We start from the raw sequence: 18276 nt of genomic DNA, 5'->3' as shown, positions 1-18276 counted from the left end.
TTTACGTTTGAGCGGCTCAGCGCTCTATTCCTCGCGGCTATTAGTAGCCGCTCGGCTGATTTGGCGCATAAAGTCCACTGGACTTTATGCCTTAAGCCAAATCACGCTTTGAAGGAGCTTGAAATGCGTTATGCAATTTCAAGCTCAGTCAAAGCGCCTCTCGCGCTACGCTTTAAGCGAAAAGGCATGTCGGAGCGCGCAACAAAAATGGCTTGAAGATTATCTCCAAGCCATTTTGTGCTATATCAGTTATTAGCTACTAACAGACATAAGCGCAAGCGCGCATCGCAGCCAACTACCTAGCGTGCTTACGGCGCTTAGCAGACACTCCAAGTCCTGCAAGCCCAACAAACACGGCAGCGAACGCGCTTAACGTTGCGGAATCAACGCCAGTTTGCACTCCCATGTTTCCACGCGAGTTGCTGCCCTTGTTTGCCTTTGCTGCATTAAGCGCAGCACGAGCCGCACGAAGTCGCATAGTCGCAGCTTCAACCTGCTCCTGTGTAGCGTTCGGGTCAGCGAGCACGCGGCGAGCGTTTTCTAGAGCATCATTAAACTCCTTCATCACGCTTGCGTCTACAAGTGCGCCCTTCGTGCCCTTAGCGCCATTCGCCGCGCCATTGGCAATGTCCGCAAGAGCACCATTCACTTCGGCATGCAACATAGACTTATCAACCGCGTTCGCAGCGTTCGCATTCGCATTCGCGTTGTTTGCGCCCGTGCTGCCGCCATCGGAATCGTCATCACTACTCGAACCAAGCGAGTTGTAGAAGTCAAGTATCCTCTGTTTTATAGCTTGCAACTTTCTGAGCGCTTCATCAACCTGAGCCTGGGTAGCGTTTGGATCCGCGAGCACAGCATTTGCTTCGTTCAGTGCCTTGTTGTACTCAGCTATATCCTTGCCATCTGCAATCAAGAACGGAATCGACTTGCGGAATTCAGGGTCATTGCCCATCTCTTGGTAGAGCTTGTTCTTATCCGTCTTGTGCTTGCTTGTAATGTCATCCTTAGCTTGCTTAAGCTTCTTCAAAGCATCGTCAACCTGCGCCTGAGTTGCGTTCTTATCGCCAAGAACCTTGTTCGCTTCGTCGAGCGCCTTCTTGTACGCGTCTGCCTCTGGGCTTCCTGCAGCGTTCTGGAATTCTGGCGTCTTTGCAAAGTCGCCATCTTTACCAGCCTCAGTGTTCAAATCAGTCTTATTAGTCTTGTAGCCGTCAGTAATCTTCTGCTTGGCGGCTTGCAAGGCGTCTAGAGCGTCGTCAAGCTGCTTTTGAGTTGGCGAAGTTTCTCCTTGCTTTGGCTTGCCAGTTTTACGATCAAACTTGTCAAGCAGAGCCTTGGCATCGGCAAGAGCCTTCTTGTAGGCCGCCATGTCGGTATTATCCTTACCGTCTGCATCCTTCTTAGCATCAGCGTTCTTGAACTCTGGAGTATCATCAAACAAGCCATTGCGCGTATCGTCTTTGCCGTCCCTCGACTTGTCGAATTCTTCATACAAGTCGTGTGGATTGGTCTTGTAGTTATCACAAATCTTGTCCTTGATTTCCTTAAGAGCCTTCTGAGCCTCGTCAACTTCCTTCTGAGTTGGAAGTTGATCCTTTGGAACGTCAACTTCCTTAGTCGGATCCTGAGGGTCGGTCATCTTGCCCGTGTTCTTCTTAATGAGTTCCTTAGCCTTTGCCAAAGCCTGCTTATAGGCAGTTAGATCCTCAGGTTCTTTGCCATTCTTAGTCTTTCCTTGAAGGTTTGCAAACTCAGTTGATTCTTCAAACTTTGGAGTACGCGCAGAGCCATCCTCGTTTTTATCATCAACTTCATTTTGGAGCTTATCGACTTTGGTCTTGAAGTTGTCGTCAATGTCTTTCTTAGCTTGCTTCAAAGCTGCAAGAGCATCATCAACCTGCTTCTGCGTTGGACGATCTTCTGGCTTTGCGTTTGGATCAGGGTTATTCACCTTGTTGATGAGTTCCTGCGCAGCTTTGAGCTTTGCATTATAATTTTCCAACTTCTTAGTGGCAGAGCTATCAGAAGTTTTGTCTTCTTCGGTATCAGCCTTTGCAAGCGCGTTCTTGTACGTTACCGACGCCTCGAACGGAGGAACAACTGGCTTGCCATCTTGATCTTTATCGCCTACTTCACGTTCAAGCTTAATTGCATCAGTCTTATAATCCTTTGCAATCTTCTCTTGAGCGTCTTGGAGCTGTTTAAGCAGAGCGTTTACTTGCTTTTGAGTTGCTTTTTTCTTCCAATCTTCGTCATTAAGCTTTTCGGCAACTTTCTTCAGAACATTGTCGAAGCCCGTGTCGCCACCATCTGTACCTAAGGCAGCTGTAGCACCTTGGTCACCAGCAGTCTTCTTAGCAACAGCATTCTTATACTCAGGCGTCTTCTTGAAATCACCATCTGCAAAGTCTTTGGCAGCAGTCAACGCTTCAAGATTCGTCTTGTAGTTGTCTTCAATCTGCTTCTTAGCTGCTTTAAGTGCGTCAAGCGCATCGTTAATCTGCTTTTGCGTTGGATGAGAACTGTTCTTCGCAGCTGGATCTGTAGGATGAGCAGCCTTTGCAAGATCGCGAGCCTTCTTGAGAGCCTCTTTGTAAGCAGTAACATCTGCGTTTTCCACACCGTTGCTCGTCTTAGCCTGAGCGTTCTTGAACTCTGGTGTATACTCGAAGTCGCCTTCAGTAGCAGCATGAGCATTCTCCGCAGTAGACTTCCTAGTTTCTTCCTCAAGCTTAGTGGTATCAGTCTTGTACGTGTCAAGCTTGGTACGAGCATCATCGAGAGCATTAAGCGCCTTGTTAATTTCTTTCTGCGTTGGCTTTGCGTCTTGCGGCGTGGATTCATCATCATGCTTCTTCAAAAGCTCCTGAGCTTTTGTTAAAGCTTCGTCATACGCCTTCTTGGCTGCAGCAGCCTTCGCGTTCTTATCCGTATCAGGCTTGCCATCAGCGGTTAAGAAGTGAGGATCAGACGCGTTGCGATACGCATCAGAAGTTTGCGTTCCTTCTGTAGGTGCAGCGCCCTCTGTAGAGCCGTGCTTCTTTACGCTTTCATCGAGCTTGGTGGTGTCGGTGTTGTACTTGTCAAGCTCTTTGCGAGCATCGTCAAGCTTCTTCAACGCATCATTGACTTCCTTCTGCGTTGCAGCAGGATTCTTGAGCAATTCCTTTGCCTTGTTGAGAGCGTCACCATAAGCATCTACAGCTGCCTTAGCAGCAGTATTCTTAGCAGTATCATCAGTTCCGTCAGCTTGCTTGAAATCAGGATGATTTGCATTCTTGAATGCAGGCGTCTGCTGAGTATTGTCATGCTCGTTGACAGACTTAAGCAGAGCGTCAGTCTTGGTTGCAAACTTGTTCAACTCAGCAGCTGCAGCGTTCATTTCCTTAAGGATAGCGTCAACATCCCTATCCAGAGGCTCACCTTGCGCATGTGCCTGAATATTATCCAATGCATTCGCATTATTAACATCAATATTCACATCAGGAGTATTAGAAGTTGGGATTTCTGTATTACCTTGCTTATCCCTAGGCATCTGTTTATTAAGCGCCTGGTTTAGCTTCTTTACGGCATCATCATACTTCTGCTTAGCAGCCTTTGCCGCTTCACTTGCATCATCTGCGGATACGTTCTTATACGCTGGGCTGTTTTGTATTGCAAGGTCATTAAACACAGCTGCCGAAAGCCTGCTGGTATTAGTTGCATACTTGTCGATGACTTTACGTGCTTCTTCAAGAGCTGTCTTGGCATCGGCGATGTCTGTAGCAGTTGGCTGCTTAGACGGATCAGTTGCCTCAAAATTCTTCTTAAGCTCCTTAGCTTTTTGATAAGCATCGTTGTAGTCTTTGAATGCCTTCTTGGCATCTGCGTCGCCAGCTTGCGCCTTATCAAAAGCGTTAAAGTATGCAGGCATCAGGTAACCGCTAAAGTTATCCGCAAGCACTTTCGTAAGTTCGTTAGGGTCAGTTGCATAAGTATCATGCAATACTTTTTCAGCAGCTTCAAGCTTCTTTTTAGCCTCATCAACTTCAGCCTGAGTTGCTTTATCGTTCTTAAGAACCTTGCGCGCATTATCTAACGCGTTGTCATAGTTTTCAACAGCAGTTTTAGCAGCTTGTTTTTCTTGATCGTTAGCGCCGTTATCTTTCTTGTTAAGAGCATTCTTGTAGAAGGTGCTCTGCTTGCTTGGGTCATTAGCAACAGGATTATCGAAACTGAGCTTTTCGGCAGCTATCAGCTGCGACTTATCAGTTGCTTTAGCGTCAAGAGCCTTCTTAGCAGCCTCAAGTGCTTCAATGGCGGCATTGACTTCCTTTTGGGAAGCGTTTGGATCGGCCGAAAGTTCGTTTGCCTTCTTTACAGCAGCATCGTATGCTTCACGCTCTTTTTCAGTTGCGTTTTGATAAGCTGGGTCAGCGTTTGCAATCGTTTGAGTGCCTTGAGCATCCCTACCATCCTTCACCTTGCCATGCTCAGCGATGGCAGCGTTCAGCTTGTCTTTGCTAGTGGTAAAGTCGTTAAGCTTTGCGCGTGCAGCGTCAAGCTTAGCTTTGGCAGCATCAACATCCTTTTGCGTGGCGTTGGCGTCATCCTTTAGTTCTTTAGCTGCTTGAAGCGCTTCATCATAAGCTTTTTTAGCAGCCTTAGCTTTATCGTTCTTGGTAGTATCAGGCTTGCCATCGTCTGTCTTAAAGTCAGGATCCGTAACGTTCTTATACCTATCAGTTGCTTGCGTACCAGACGCAGGAGTTTGACCTTGAGCAGGCTTGCCATTTGCCTCAATCGAGGTGTTCAAGCCGTCTTTATTAGTTGGATCACCATCAAGCTCGGCACGTGCCTTGTTAAGATTAATCGTCGCGTTATCGATGAGCGCCTTTAGATTCTCACTAAGCTTGGAATCTTCTGTATTACCAGCAAGCTCCAAAGCCTTCTTAGCTTCCTTCAACGCCTCGTCGTACGCATCTTTCTTCTTGTCAGAAGCGTTGTAGTACGTAGACTCGGTTGGAACATCCTTGCCTTCAACAGTAATAGTCTTGTGCTCACCAATCGACTTCGAAAGATCATCCTTCTTATGATTCGTCTGCGGCACAAAGATAACGTTGATTGCCTTTGCAGTATTTCCTGGATTGCGCCCTGATTCCATATACACGTCCTTGTAGTATGTCATTGCATACGGCTGAACGAACAAGCGCGCCTTGTAAATCTTATCCTTCTTACCAGCTACTGTTACAGGGCCAGCTTCTGGATCCCACGAATACGGTCCAGCAATCGACTGATTATCGCCGAGTTTTTCGTCGGAATGGCTCACCTTTTGGTTGCCTATCCAGTATGCACCGCTCATATTGCCCACCGAAAGCTCTCCAGTTGGCTCGTCACCTTTAAGGGCGTATTTCATGTGCGACTTGCGTGGCTTACCGTTTACATCTTCGTGATCAAGCTGCTCGCCGCCTGTAAGATCTCGCAAGCCAGCTACGAGAGGTTTGCCATCTGCACCTTTCTTCGGCGTAGCTTTGAGCAAACCAAGAATCTTTGTTGTATCAAACTCTTCTGCTTTAGTTGGGTCGTAGCGGTAAATGATAGTGGTATGGCTATCGTTGCCCCAGGATAATCCCTCATCGGAGGTGCGACCGTCAATCTTATTCTTATCCTGCTCCCACGAGACGTCGTAATCTTTGCGAATATCCACCAAACGCGTGAGCTTGCCAGCCTTTACGTCAGAAGTAAACTCTGCATAGGCTTTATCGGTCTTGATCTTAACGGTAATCTTGTTTTCTTGCTGACCGTTCGAAATACCTATATTTTCATGACCAATGACAGTATCGCCTTCAACGTACGAAAGCGTAATTTGATTTACGCTGGTAAGGCCAAGATCTGTATTATTTTTGTTCGCTTCAAGAATCGACTGCTTAATGCGCGCAAGCTCTGCTTTTGAGTAGCCAAGTGGATTGTAAATAACGGTTGCTTTGTCGGCTGCAGGAACAGTAATGTCTTTTTCTTCAAGCTTCTTCAACACGAGGTTGCGCAAAGGAATCTTAGGAGCGTCCGCAGCATCCACGCCGTCGAAGTTGATGGTAAATGTGCCGTCATCGCCAATGGTCACCTTGTCTTGTGACACATGATTAAGCTGTGCAAGCTTCTTTTTAATCTCGTTTTTTACTTCATCGGACACCTTGGACGGGTCAGTGTCCTCAACAATCGGCTTGTCAATGCGATCATCGTAGCGCGCAACCGTAAGCGGCAAATCATCAGAAGTATAACCTGTGTCGGTTATAAGGCGAGTTTTAAGAGTTTGTACCGTAGTTATGTACGTTGTTTCAGCAGCACCAGGTTTCGATGTTGTTGTATTAAAGCGCTTAAGCTCAGTTGGATTGTATGCGCGCTGATCGTTAATAATTACCTTGTTTTCAGGGTCATCTGGTGTCTGAACGAATTTACCATTTTCTCCAGTGCGACCACCCACACCATTAGACTTACTTGCAGCTATAATCTGATTGTTGACTGACTTCTTACCAGTAGCTTCTGTAGGAGCATCTAAAGCATCCTTGAGCTTATTCTGAATTTGTTCCGCGGTAAGTTCTTGGTTATACTTCAAAACAATTGAGCCAGCTGTTTTAGGCGGAACAAGTGTTGCTGCACGCGCAATATTCGTTTTGTACAGCAAGACATCTTTACCTTCCTTGTCTTTACCATACACATAGATGCAGCGGTTGGCAGCATATTTTTCCGCAGCCATGTTGTTGTTTCTATAAAGTTTGTTCATGGTAAGAGTAGCAGAGCCGTCTGGGTTTGTAGCAAATGCATATTCACCTGAATACGGCTGACGCTCAGTAGAATCAGAATAATATTCAAGAAACCTTCTACTCTTAGTATTATCAACAGTATTACCATCAGATGGGAAAATAGCTACCTTAGTAATGGTGCTACCGTCAGAAGGTTTTGCAAATTTAAAGGTTACTGCTTGGTTTTGCCCTTTTTCAATATACACATTGTCGGAAGATCCCCATGCGTACATGTTTGGCAGCGTGTCTTTTGTTCCTTCTGAAAGCGTTATCTCGCTGCTAACTGTTGGAGTAGGTGCAGGTGTAGCTGCGCGATCAGAACCTTTTGGAGCTGACGCAGTGGTAGCTGGGGTTTCTGCAGGAGTTGAAGCTGGTGCAGAAGTGCTATCTGCAGCCTGCTTATTAGTCTCATCAGCCTGCTGCTTTTCACCAGACTTCTGCTTTTCATCATCCTTCTTAGCAGTTACATCCTGCATATTTGCAGGCGTAGTCGTATCAACAGGCGTAGAAGTAGTAGCATCCGCAGCCATTGCAGGAGTTGCGCCAAAAGCAATCGCCGCGCCAGCAATCACGCCAGCAGCACCAACCGAAAGAGCAGCCACTTTGCGCATATCAACAGCCTTTGCAACACCATTGTTAGCTGCAGAATCCAATGCATTCTTTGCAATCTTGTTTGCGTGCTTACCAGATTTTGTAGTCATTTTCCTCTTCTTTCTATTAGAACAAATAGTCAAAAAGTTTTGAACGCTCTAACCACGAGTGACAAAAAGTCATAAGCTCTAAAGGTAGTTATTTAATTTTCAATAGCGTGCAACTATAAAGGAGCAGCAATCTTTAACAAGTCATTATAACATTTAGAGAATATTTTTGACACTACATAAACAAATGTTTATAGCTTTTGGAGATACATACCCCCCCCCCCAGGCCTTTTATTTCAAGGGTTTTTGCGAGATAATTTTTTAGAAAACACTTGCGATTTTAACACGCCAAGCGCCGTTTTTAGCCTAATTATCTAAACATTTGTATATAAGACAACTCCAGTTTTATGTAGTGCGTTTGTATCAAAAAACACCAAAATTCAGTACAAACACACTACAGTTCTGCGTGTTTATGTAGTGCGTTTGTATGGCGACACGCCGTATTTTAGGTACAAACGCACTACAAGACAGGCAATCGTTAGCGCGGTCTAAGCGCGCTAACGTCTTCGCCGCATGTAAAGTCCACTGGACTTTACATTTGAGCCAAATCACGCTTTGAAGGAGCTTAAAACGCGTTATGCAATTTCAAGCTCAGTCAAAGCGCCCATGCAAGTCGATTCGCGCACTACACCAAGATCAATCAAAGCGCGCTGCGAATTAAAATCTCCTCAAGCGCGCGCTTAACCGAGTCAGGCAGCGTGCACTTCCATTGCGCCCACTTAGCAACCTCTGGGTGCTGCGGTGCATGCGCGTTAGTCAAGTCAACGCTTTGCTGATGTCGCTCAAACTCGCTCTCGCTAGTGTACTCAAGTGTGCAAAGCTCACTTATAGCACTCGCGCTACCGCCAGCTTGGCGAATCGCATCAAAAGCAATCTCCTTGCCGCGGTACGGCATTTGCGCTTGTAAAAGCAACCTGTAGCAATCGCCAATCTTAGGGTCTTGCGCAATGCACAGTCCGCCATCCACAATCACTCGCACGCAATCGCCAACAGGCACATCGCGCACAGAAACAGTAAGACTTAAGTCGCCCTCTTCGCCTTCATATAAAACTTCTACAGAGTCAGATTCAAGCTGATTTTCCCCAACAAAAACGCGAATTTTGCCAAAGTCTGGGCAAGCCACGCCTCTAAATACTACGCTCCAATCGCGCTTAGAAGGCAGCGAAGAAACGGCACTAGCGCATCCTTTTGCTGCATCAATCACAAACTGTGTAGATCCATTGCCATCTCGCCAAATAAGCTCCATGCGCGTATCGGCAGTTTTCCCAGCGCACGCATCTTCAAAGCGGCCATTATCTTCGCGCATAACAAACTCGCCGCAATCCCCTGGGAATGCAAGAACGCGCAAAGATCGCGGATTTTCAACGCTATTAACATGCGCCGCAGCCTGCTCGCTACTTGCGCAATCCGCTTCACTCGGCAAAACTTGCATTGGCACAATAGCCCCAGCGCGCGCAAATGCTGGCACGCGGTCGATTCCTCGCCAAACCTCAAATCTGCGACCCGCACCGCCGCGCGAAACATAGCGCCTTCCGTCAAAGAAATCGTACCAATCGCCTTCTGGAAGCCAAACGGCAGTGCACCCGCGCTCAACCTGCGCGCATCCCTTGCTAACGATTGGCGCAACAACAAGCTGGCTGCCAAAACGGTACTCGTTCGGCATCTCGTACGCTGCAAGCGTTTCTGGCGATTGCCAATACATTGGCTCTACAATTGGCCTGCCGCAAACCGCCGCGCGATAGTTCATCGTGTACAAATAAGGCAGCAATTGCGCTCGAAGTCGCAGCATTTTAACCATTGCATTTCGCGTCTCAGCAGGGAAGTTCCACGGCTCCTTGCCTGCAAACGGCGAGCAGCTGGAGTGAAGGCGATTAATCGGGCTAAACGCGCCGAACGCATACCAGCGCGCCTCCAGCTCATCGCATCGCACGCCAAGCATGTGGCCGCCAATATCGTGGCTCCACCAGCCGTAGCCAATGTTGGAGGCCGTAGAAGTAAAGTAAGTTTGAAAAGCCAGCGAATCCCACGTTGTTACGCTATCTCCCGAAAATCCCACTGGGTAGCGGTGCGAGCCAGGCCCCGCGTAGCGCGAGAACGTAAGCGGCCACGCGCCGCCGCGCCCCGAATCCTGGTAATGCACGTGGTTAAGCATCCAAAGCGGATCCAAGCCAGCCTGCTTTGTAACTCCGCCCTGCTGCCAGTCAATCCACCAGAACCCAACGCCCTCGTTCTCCATGCGCCGATGCATGTTTAGGTATGCTCGCAAAAAGCGCGGATTTGTAAGGTCAAACTCAACTGCCTTGCAGCTTGCAGGGTCAATTCCCATATCGCGCGCAACTTGCGCATAGTCTTCTTCAAACGCGCGCACACCGTCTCGCGGATGCAAATTAAGCGTTACGGCAAGCCCTTCGCTGGCAAGTCGGCGCAAAAACGCGCGATGATCTGGGAACAAATCGCGGTTCCACGTGTAGCCAGTCCATCCCGAACCATACTTTGGGTCAACATCCGTTACGTGCCAATCCATGTCGATTACGGCAGTAGAGAACGGTATGCCTTCGCGCTTAAATCGGCTCATCAGCTGCAAATATTCGTCTTGACTGTACCTGTAGTACCTGCTCCACCAGTTGCTTAGCGCGAATCGCGGAAGAAGCGGCTGCGCGCCCGTAAGCTTGTAAAAGTCGCGAATTGCGCCTATATAGTTGTGACCGTAGCCAAAGAAGTATAAGTCTTTAGAGTTTTCTCCAGACACGCCGCCATTCGCCTTTGCGCGCGGCTCCACCCATGCCCCGTATGGGTTTTCTTTTCCATAAACAGCAGCCGCGTACGCGATTTGTGCCGAGCGCGAATCGTCTAACACGGCCCATCCGTCGCGAGATATTACGCCCATTCCAAGCTTTACGGCACCATCCGCCTCGTCCACTGTTCGCGCCGTTCCGAGCAAATTGCCGTGGCATTCGTCGCCGTAATGCCATGTGTTGAATTGCGAGCCTGGCACTCCGCGCACAACAATGCTCAAGCCCTCTTTGCTAAACGGCTGCTGGTTGTACGAAATCAACAGTTTTTCGGTTTCGACTTCTATCCAGCCATTTTCCAAGTTTTTTACACTATATTTTGGATTAGAAGATTTTGGATTAAAAGCGCGCAAGGCCTCATCTTCGGTTGCTTGCGACTTTTCCGCGGCAAACTGCGTGCCAGCCTCGAAGTTTCGCCTTACAACTGTTTGCGTAGGCGCGTCTACAAATTCGCCGTTTTCGCTCCACTCAAGGCGCACAAGCGAATCCGTGATTAACGTGATTCGCCAATTTTTGCCGCTTATAACCTGCGATTCTTTTGCCTTAGACAGCGGATTTTTAGCGTAATCGTAAAAAATGTGCGCGTCTTGTGGATTGTGCGCATCTTGTAAAGTCATTCGGTTTGCCCTTTTCTACTTGCAACATCTACTTGCAACATCTACTTGCGACTTCTCTACTTACCACTTCTACTTGCCACTACCAGTTGAAATTCCAGCAATAAACTGTTTTTGGAACACCAAGTACACTACTACTACAGGAATAATAGCAAGCGATGCCGCAGCAAACAAACCGCCGTAGTCAGTTCCAAATCTTCCGCTAAACGTCTTCAATCCAACTGCAAGAAGCTGCTTTTTCTCGTCTGTAATCATAAGGAATGGCCACAAATAGTCTTCCCAATTCCACAAGAACGTAAATATTGCGAGCGCAGCAATAGTATTGTGGCTCATTGGCAGAATTATTCTGTGGAATATTCTAGAATCCGAAGCTCCATCTAGTTTTGCTGCTTCAATCAATTCGTCGGATATTCCGCTTATTGATTGTCGGAATAAGAAGATTCCAAATGCGCTTATTAAGCCTGGAACTATAAGCGCGCGATACGTGTCTTGCCAACCAAAGCTAGTCATCATGTCGTATTGAGGAATAATTGTTACTGCCCACGGTACCATCATCGTGCTTATTACTATTCCAAAAAGCAGATTTCTGCCACGGAATCTCATTTTTGCAAACACATATCCAAGAACGGCACTCGTGTAAATGGCTATTACCGTTTTAACTACCGATATAAACAATGAGTTAAAGAATAGCCTCAAAAAGTCGAATTTCTCTTGAATCCCAACGTAATTCCCAAACGTACTCGGCTTTGGAAACAACCCACCATCTATGCGCACAATGTCGCTGTTTGGAGCAAAGGAAGATACAAACATCCAAATAAATGGCACGATTGTTAAGAAAGACAATAAGAATAGGAATATTGTTAGAAACCATCCAATAATGCTCTTTTTAAGATTTTGTTTTTTCATACTAACTCACTATCCTTAGACGCTTTAAACATTATGAATGTTAGGATTCCAGTGATTATAAACAGAATGACGCTCATTGCAGATGCGATTCCAAAGTTATACTTTTGGAACGCTTGATCAAAAATCAGATAGCTGATTGTGTACGTTGATGTTCCTGGGCCGCCATTGGTCATAACAAGAATCTGAACATACGCTTGAATATAGCCAATCATAGATGTGATTACTATAAAAAGTGTTGTTGGTTTTAGCAATGGAACTGTTATTCTAAAGAATTTTTGCACGCTATTAGCGCCGTCGATTTCCGCCGCTTCGTAAACATCTTTTGGCAAGTTCATTAATCCAGCCAAATAAAGCACCGTTGCGTAACCAAAATCTTTCCAAATTGTCATTATTATGATTGCTGGCATAGCCCAAGTGGAACTGTGCAGCCAATTGATATTTAAGCCCGTAACTCTATCAATCATGCCAAACTGCGGGTCAAACATCCACATCCACACAAAGCTCACTGCCACCAACGGCGTAATTGTTGGCATGTAGAAAAGACCTCGCAGAGTATCTTTGCACTTAACAAGCTTGGAGCTTAACAACATTGCAAAACCAATGCCAAGAATAACGCGGAATACAACAGATACAAACGTAAAGATTGCAGTGTTTGCAATGGACTTCCAGAATAACTTATCTACTAAAATCTGCTTAAAATTATCCAGCCCAACCCAATTGTATGTTCCAACAAGCGGATTCCATTCATGGAAGCTGCCTGCAAAAGCCTTATATATTGGATAGGCAAGAAAAATCACAAAATAAACAATCAGAAACACTACTGCTATATTCCGAAAGGAGAAGGTTCGAGAAAGAGCAGTGCTTATTTTTAACATACCACCATTATGTTTTCTCATTTTGCTCAAATGAGAATCCTGATTAACTTGTTCCATGATTTTCCTTGCCTTACCTACTGAGCACAGTGATTACGATTTACAACTAGCTAACTAGTCTGCTTTGTTTTTACTTGTGCTCTTTGAAGAACTCATACTTACTTTCTGCAGACGTAAACTTAGAATTCTTCATATCTTTGACCATTGTTGCCTGAGCCTCTTTGATTGCATCATCAATAGACTCACCATTTTGCATAACGTTCTGGAAAGCAGCCTTGCTACTTGTTTCCACGGTAGAAGGCGTGATTCCTGGCCAGATTAGGCGATTTGCACGCGGCTGAATCGCAGCCATTACTGGAGCCTTTAGAATCTCAGGATCGTTTTGCAAAGACTTCTTTGCTGGGAACGAGTTCAAATGCTTTACTGCCGAGCGAATAAACGCGTCGTTAGCAAGAATGAACTTAATAAAGTCTTGAGCAACCTCTTGCTGCTCTTTCGACTGATGCGCGTTAATTCCTGGAGTGGATTCTCCATTGTAGCGATCGTACGCAAATGGCTTTTCTTTTGTGAATGTTGGAGTTGGGAAGACTCCATATTCAATATTTGGGTACTTTTCTTTTAGCACACCTTCGAGCCATCCCCAGGCATAAACCATTCCAGATTGGCCGTTTCCAAAGCTTTGCGTATAATCCGTGCCAAAGTCGGTAGAAATGACCTTGTCTTTGTCGTACAAATTCTTCAAGAACTTCATGTTTTCACGCGTGACTTTGTTGTCAAAATTAGGCTTCTTGCCACTTGCATCAAAAGCAAGTTCACCACGCTGATAGTTCAATCCTTGATTGATTGCAGCATAAGCATCGCCATTCACGTTAAATCCAGCCTGTTCCATCTTGGAACCGTTCCACTTAGTGAGTTTCTTTGCCACTTCGCGCAACTCATCCCAAGTAGCAGGAATATCTGCCTCGGTTAAGCCAGCTTCCTTCCAAAGCTTCTTGTTGTAGTAGATGTTTCCCGTATTGATTACGGAATCAATGTACTTTACATTACCTTTAGCATCTTCATGCGCACTAGCCGTTGCGTAATCCGATTCCATAGCAGCTTTGTCAATCTTGTAGTCAGCAGCGTATGGGCGAATAAGCTCATCTTTGGAATTGTGAATATTAAACAAAGCTGGGCCTTTTGTTCCTTTTAGAGCAAGTGGAAGCTTTGTCCAATAATCATCCCAGGCAACGTTCTTAGTCTTAAACTTCACATTTGGATAAATCTTTTGATAATCCTTAATCATTTCGTAAATTGGATCGGTGGATGCATCTCCCCAGCTCCAATACTCGAGTTGGATTGGCTTTCCTTGATTTACTAAATGATTCGGATCATACTTTAAAGCTTGACCCATAACAGCTAGGCCTTTGTCTTTCTTTGTATCGGTTACTCCTGCTGCACCACTATTCCCACATGCGGCAAGCGTAGAAATCATTCCTAAAACTGCTATGCAGGATATGCATATTTTTTTAATTTTCATTACTACTCCACTTCCTCGTGAAATTGATGGGTAACTTTATAATATTGCTTTACGTTTAGCTCGGTCAAACATTAAAAATGTAAATGTAAAGGTTTTCATTTTGAATCCTTAATACTAGGCTATTTTTGCATGAATAAATACTTTTTAGGCGGCGTGTCTAAAAATGTAAACCTTTTCATTTATGATAACTAAAAGCAGGGTGATTACAAGAGATGCGGTTAAAACGCTTCAGCTAAAACGCTTAAAAGAGGTGCGACTTGTCAAAAACTAGTATTTGCGATGTAGCAACACTGGCGGGAGTATCGATTGCAACAGTCTCCAGAACATTCGCACACCCAGAAAAAGTCTCCGCATCTACACGCGCCAAAGTCATGCGCGCAGCCGAACAAATGGATTTCACTGTTTCTAGAACCGCTGGAGAGCTTAAAACAGGCAAATCGTATCGCATAACGCTACTAATCGGAAGCAGTAAAATCGAATGGTTTAGCGCAGCAATTATAGAAGGATTAAATAGCGTACTTAACAAAAACGGCTACGACCTTGTAATACACCTTTTAGAGGGAGTTGAACAAAGGAAAAACTTCTTTAAAGAGCTGCCTTTACGCGCAAACACAGACGCAATAATCGTATCGTCATTTGACATAAGCAGCAACGAGGCCGAACAATTACAACGCATAAACGTACCAATTGTTGGAATAAACTGCACAGCTTCTAAAGTGCTTTCTGCATCAATCGGAATCGACGATGCTCTGGGTATAAAACTTGCGATTCGACACTTAGCAACATTAGGGCATAAGCGTCTTTTATACGTGTATGAGCATTTTTGTTCATCTTTCCGCTTTAGCTCGTCAAGAAGAATAACAAGCTTTGAAAACGTGTGCAACAATATTTATGGAATACAAGGGAAAGTACTGCCAATAGACATAAAAGATGACCCTATAGATGCCACTCTTTCTGAGCTTTTTACACAAGAAAATCCGCCTACTGCAATATGCTTCCACCAGGATTCAACAGCAATGCCCTTTCTGTTTAGATTGCAAAAACTAGGAATTCGCATGCCTGAAGATTTATCGATTATAGGATTCGACAATGGCACTTATGCAAAAGAGGCTGGACTAACCACAATCCGTCAAAATCCTAAAACAATGGCAGAACAAGCTGGGAACATTGCGATATCTCTTATAGAAGGTAAAGCTGTAGCGCGAAGACATCTTACAGCCCCAGTGCAACTTATTATAAGAAATTCTACGGCTGCGCCTAAAGCCTAAAGCAAAATCGTGAATACTAAGACAGCGCCTAAAGCAAAATAGTAAACAAGCTTGCGATTACAAGCATAAGCGGATACCACGCATACATAAGCCAGCGGAATTGCTCAGTTTGCTTAGGGCCGTCGCCATATGGACTGCGATAGTGCAGCACAGCCACGCCAACGCCAGGCGCCAAAAGCGACATAGCACCGAAAGCGCCGGCAATCAGCTCCATGCGAATCTCGTGGTTTTCTAGGAACCTAAAAATCAAAACAAATCCTAAAAGTAAAGCTCCGCCCCAAAAAATATTCTGCCTAAAGCCGACTTTGCCGAAAAGATTCCACAATATTCCTGCAACCAGGATCACTGCGATTGACGCCACTTTTTGAGCGCCCTTAAAACGCGCGCGAACCATGTCGATTCCCGAAAGCACAAAAAGCGCAATAACAAGCCCAAACACTGGGTTTTGCGAGCGCATATCGAAAGCGCAGCCAAAGGTTGTAAAGTCGTACGGAACCTCGCAAATAAGAGCCAACACAAGCAGACGGAGCGTGTAAAGGTTGAGGTTATGCGTGTTTTGATATCCGCGAACGAGCAGCCACGCGTACCACGGCAGAGCCGACCAGCTTATAACTTCGCACACTACGGCAGCGGTGAGGCTCCACATGTTGGAAGTGGAAAGGCCGCCAAAAAGGTGCGGAATCACGGTTGTACCGAACGCGCTGATCATCATCATTACAGCGCCGAGCAGCTTGAACTTTTTGAGCGTAATCCCCATTTTTATGTTCTTGTCTGCGCGGATCTTTGGTTTTAGCGCGTCCATAATTCACCTCTTGCTAGCACTCGTTGCGTTTAGTGCGTATAAGCTTTTGCCGTCATTGCAACGTTATTGACAACAGCGTTGACATCAGAGTTGACAACAGCGTTGACATCATTGCAATTGTATCAAACCCTAACTTAAATCTATGTGGCACGTTTGCGCGACATATTTTCCGCACTTTGTACGTGATTTAGGCCAAATTTGGTACAAAGTGCGTCAATTGGTTCCGCTTTTTGTACGTGATTTGGGTCAAATTTGGTACAAAACCCGTCACATCGCTCGCGCAACAACAAACGATGAAACGGATTATAAAGCAAACAGGGCAAAGGATTGCGCGCCGAGTTTAAGCGCGGAAGAATCGCAAGCAACCGCCCCAATCGAAAGCCGCGGCTGCAAAATCGCCTCTGGCGTAAGCCCTGCAAGCGAACTAAGCGCAATCGTCTCCTCGTTTAATCCAGGATTCATAACAACAATGATTCGTTCTGTAGAGGATTCGCCATTAGACCCATCCGACTCAGCCGCGCATCGCTCGTACGCAAAACTGCGACCATCCACAGGCGCGTGCAACACTCGCCAAGTGGCATCCGCGTGCAGCGCCGCGCACTCGTGACGCAAAGAAATCAGCGCGCGCACCCAGTTAAGCAGCGAATCGCCATTCTGCTCCTGCCCCAAAACCGTTGGAATTTCGCCACTTTGCACGGCCTGCTTACGCGAGTTTGCGCAAGTCCTTCCATCCGCGCGCGCCTCAACAGGCAGGTACAACTTCGACTTTGCGGCCGTGGAGAATCCAAAATTCTTAGAATCATCCCACTGCATTGGCGTACGCGTGCCCGTGCGCGCATAACCGCCCTCTTTTGTAGGAATGTCGCGGTATTTCATGCCGATTTCGTCACCGTAATACACAAACGGCACGCCTGGCATTGTAAGAATCATGCCAAACGCAATCCGCCTTTCGCGCTCGCTTAATCGCGGAGCCAGGCGCGGAGTATCATGATTGCACGTTATAAAGCTAAAGTAGCCCTCGTTGCAAGTGGCCTCATACTGTGGGCAATAATCGTCTAAAAATGGGCAAATACTGCCACCGCCGCGCGCATTAAAGTAGCTGTGGTCGTGCTCGGGATTGCTATCTAGCGCATTATCCACATCGCGAGCCAAGCGCGCGTAACCGTTAGGATTCCCATCCCAGCGCCAATTCAAATAGAAGTCCATGTCGAATCCAGCAGCCAGCGCCTGACGAGGCCTGCCCCACTCCGAAACGAAAGCAGCCTGCGGATACTCGGCCTTTACAGCACCCAGCATTTCTTGCCATGCGCGAATCGTGTTGTCTTTGCCAAGGCTTCCTTCGCCATTGTTGTCGTCGTTTTTTACAAGCGAATCCGCCATGTCTACGCGGAATCCGTCCGCGCCGAGCGCAAGCCAAAATCGCATAACATCAACCATCGCGGCACGCGTTTGCGCAGCCTCCGTGGAATCTGGCGCGGATTGCCATGCGCGATCCCTATGCGCAAAACCGTAATTTAGCGCTGGCTGGCATTTAAAGAAGTTAAGAATATACGTTGCATCTCGCTCGCTTTCTCCGCCAATAAACGGCATGGAATAGCCGCTAAACGCGCTGTCTGTCCAAATATATCGCTTGCTAAACTCGTTTTCTTGCGCGCGCGAGCTTTGCTTAAACCACTCGTGCTCTTCGCTTGTGTGCCCTGGAACAAGATCTAGCAAAATGTGCATTCCGCGATTGTGCGCTTCGCTAAAAAGACGTTGCAAATCCTCGTTTGTGCCGTAGCGCGCTGCCACTTTTTTGTAGTCGCGCACGTCGTAGCCTGCATCCTTAAATGGCGAATCGTAGCAAGGATTTAACCAGATTGCGTTGCAGCCAAGTGATTTTACGTAGTCGAGTTTTTCGATTATGCCTGGAATATCGCCGATTCCGTCGCCGTTTGAATCATAGAAGCTTTGTGGGTAGATTTCGTAGAATACGGCGTCGCGCAGCCATTGCGCATGTTCGTTTTGCATGTTTCCCCCGTTT

The 18276-nt window shown here is 46.4% G+C and carries 8 protein-coding genes; 1 reads left to right on the top strand and 7 read right to left on the bottom strand.

What is annotated here, in order from left to right; all coding sequences use genetic code 11:
- Positions 1-295: 295 nt before the first annotated feature.
- The 5 genes from HXT23_RS00255 to HXT23_RS00235 all read right to left on the bottom strand — a co-directional run bounded on the left by HXT23_RS00255 (position 296) and on the right by HXT23_RS00235 (position 14183).
- Positions 296-7483: a peptidase gene (locus tag HXT23_RS00255; RefSeq protein ID WP_422112869.1), complete on the bottom strand. Its 7188-nt coding sequence runs from the start codon at positions 7481-7483 to the stop codon at positions 296-298.
- Between the two features lie 637 nt (positions 7484-8120).
- A complete protein-coding gene (locus HXT23_RS00250) occupies positions 8121-10889 on the bottom strand; it encodes a TIM-barrel domain-containing protein (RefSeq protein WP_422112868.1) in 2769 nt (922 codons plus the stop codon).
- 69 nt (positions 10890-10958) lie between these two features.
- Positions 10959-11792 (bottom strand): carbohydrate ABC transporter permease, encoded by an 834-nt coding sequence (locus HXT23_RS00245; RefSeq protein ID WP_004113800.1) that lies wholly within the window; start codon positions 11790-11792, stop codon positions 10959-10961.
- Positions 11789-12724: a carbohydrate ABC transporter permease gene (locus tag HXT23_RS00240; RefSeq protein ID WP_016798349.1), complete on the bottom strand. Its 936-nt coding sequence runs from the start codon at positions 12722-12724 to the stop codon at positions 11789-11791. The genes HXT23_RS00245 and HXT23_RS00240 overlap by 4 nt, the downstream gene beginning before the upstream one ends.
- A 70-nt stretch (positions 12725-12794) precedes the next feature.
- Positions 12795-14183: an extracellular solute-binding protein gene (locus tag HXT23_RS00235; RefSeq protein WP_020758077.1), complete on the bottom strand. Its 1389-nt coding sequence runs from the start codon at positions 14181-14183 to the stop codon at positions 12795-12797.
- A 257-nt stretch (positions 14184-14440) separates the two neighbouring features.
- Between HXT23_RS00235 and HXT23_RS00230 the strand changes: the two genes are divergently transcribed.
- Complete coding sequence (locus HXT23_RS00230) at positions 14441-15451, top strand: LacI family DNA-binding transcriptional regulator (RefSeq protein ID WP_422112867.1); 1011 nt, start codon at positions 14441-14443, stop codon at positions 15449-15451.
- Between the two features lie 28 nt (positions 15452-15479).
- Here the strand turns inward: HXT23_RS00230 and HXT23_RS00225 are convergent, their stop codons facing one another.
- On the bottom strand, positions 15480-16253 hold the full coding sequence (locus tag HXT23_RS00225; protein WP_422112866.1) for a TraX family protein: 774 nt from the start codon (positions 16251-16253) through the stop codon (positions 15480-15482).
- Between the two features lie 303 nt (positions 16254-16556).
- Positions 16557-18263: an alpha-amylase family glycosyl hydrolase gene (locus HXT23_RS00220; protein ID WP_422112865.1), complete on the bottom strand. Its 1707-nt coding sequence runs from the start codon at positions 18261-18263 to the stop codon at positions 16557-16559.
- Positions 18264-18276 lie beyond the last annotated feature (13 nt).

Origin of the sequence: Gardnerella sp. DNF00257 (genome assembly GCF_049262745.1) — a bacterium.
Classification (GTDB): Bacteria; Actinomycetota; Actinomycetes; order Actinomycetales; family Bifidobacteriaceae; genus Bifidobacterium; species Bifidobacterium piotii.
Note: the sequence above shows the minus strand (reverse complement) of the source record. Positions and strands in the feature narration are given on the sequence as shown.

Bases quoted from the DNA above. Each gene is read 5' to 3' on its own strand.
- HXT23_RS00240 (WP_016798349.1), bottom strand. From the start codon at position 12,724: ATGGAACAAGTTAATCAGGATTCTCATTTGAGCAAAATGAGAAAACAT.
- HXT23_RS00245 (WP_004113800.1), bottom strand. From the start codon at position 11,792: ATGAAAAAACAAAATCTTAAAAAGAGCATTATTGGATGGTTTCTAACA.
- HXT23_RS00250 (WP_422112868.1), bottom strand. From the start codon at position 10,889: ATGACTTTACAAGATGCGCACAATCCACAAGACGCGCACATTTTTTAC.
- HXT23_RS00235 (WP_020758077.1), bottom strand. From the start codon at position 14,183: ATGAAAATTAAAAAAATATGCATATCCTGCATAGCAGTTTTAGGAATG.
- HXT23_RS00225 (WP_422112866.1), bottom strand. From the start codon at position 16,253: ATGGACGCGCTAAAACCAAAGATCCGCGCAGACAAGAACATAAAAATG.
- HXT23_RS00220 (WP_422112865.1), bottom strand. From the start codon at position 18,263: ATGCAAAACGAACATGCGCAATGGCTGCGCGACGCCGTATTCTACGAA.
- HXT23_RS00255 (WP_422112869.1), bottom strand. From the start codon at position 7,483: ATGACTACAAAATCTGGTAAGCACGCAAACAAGATTGCAAAGAATGCA.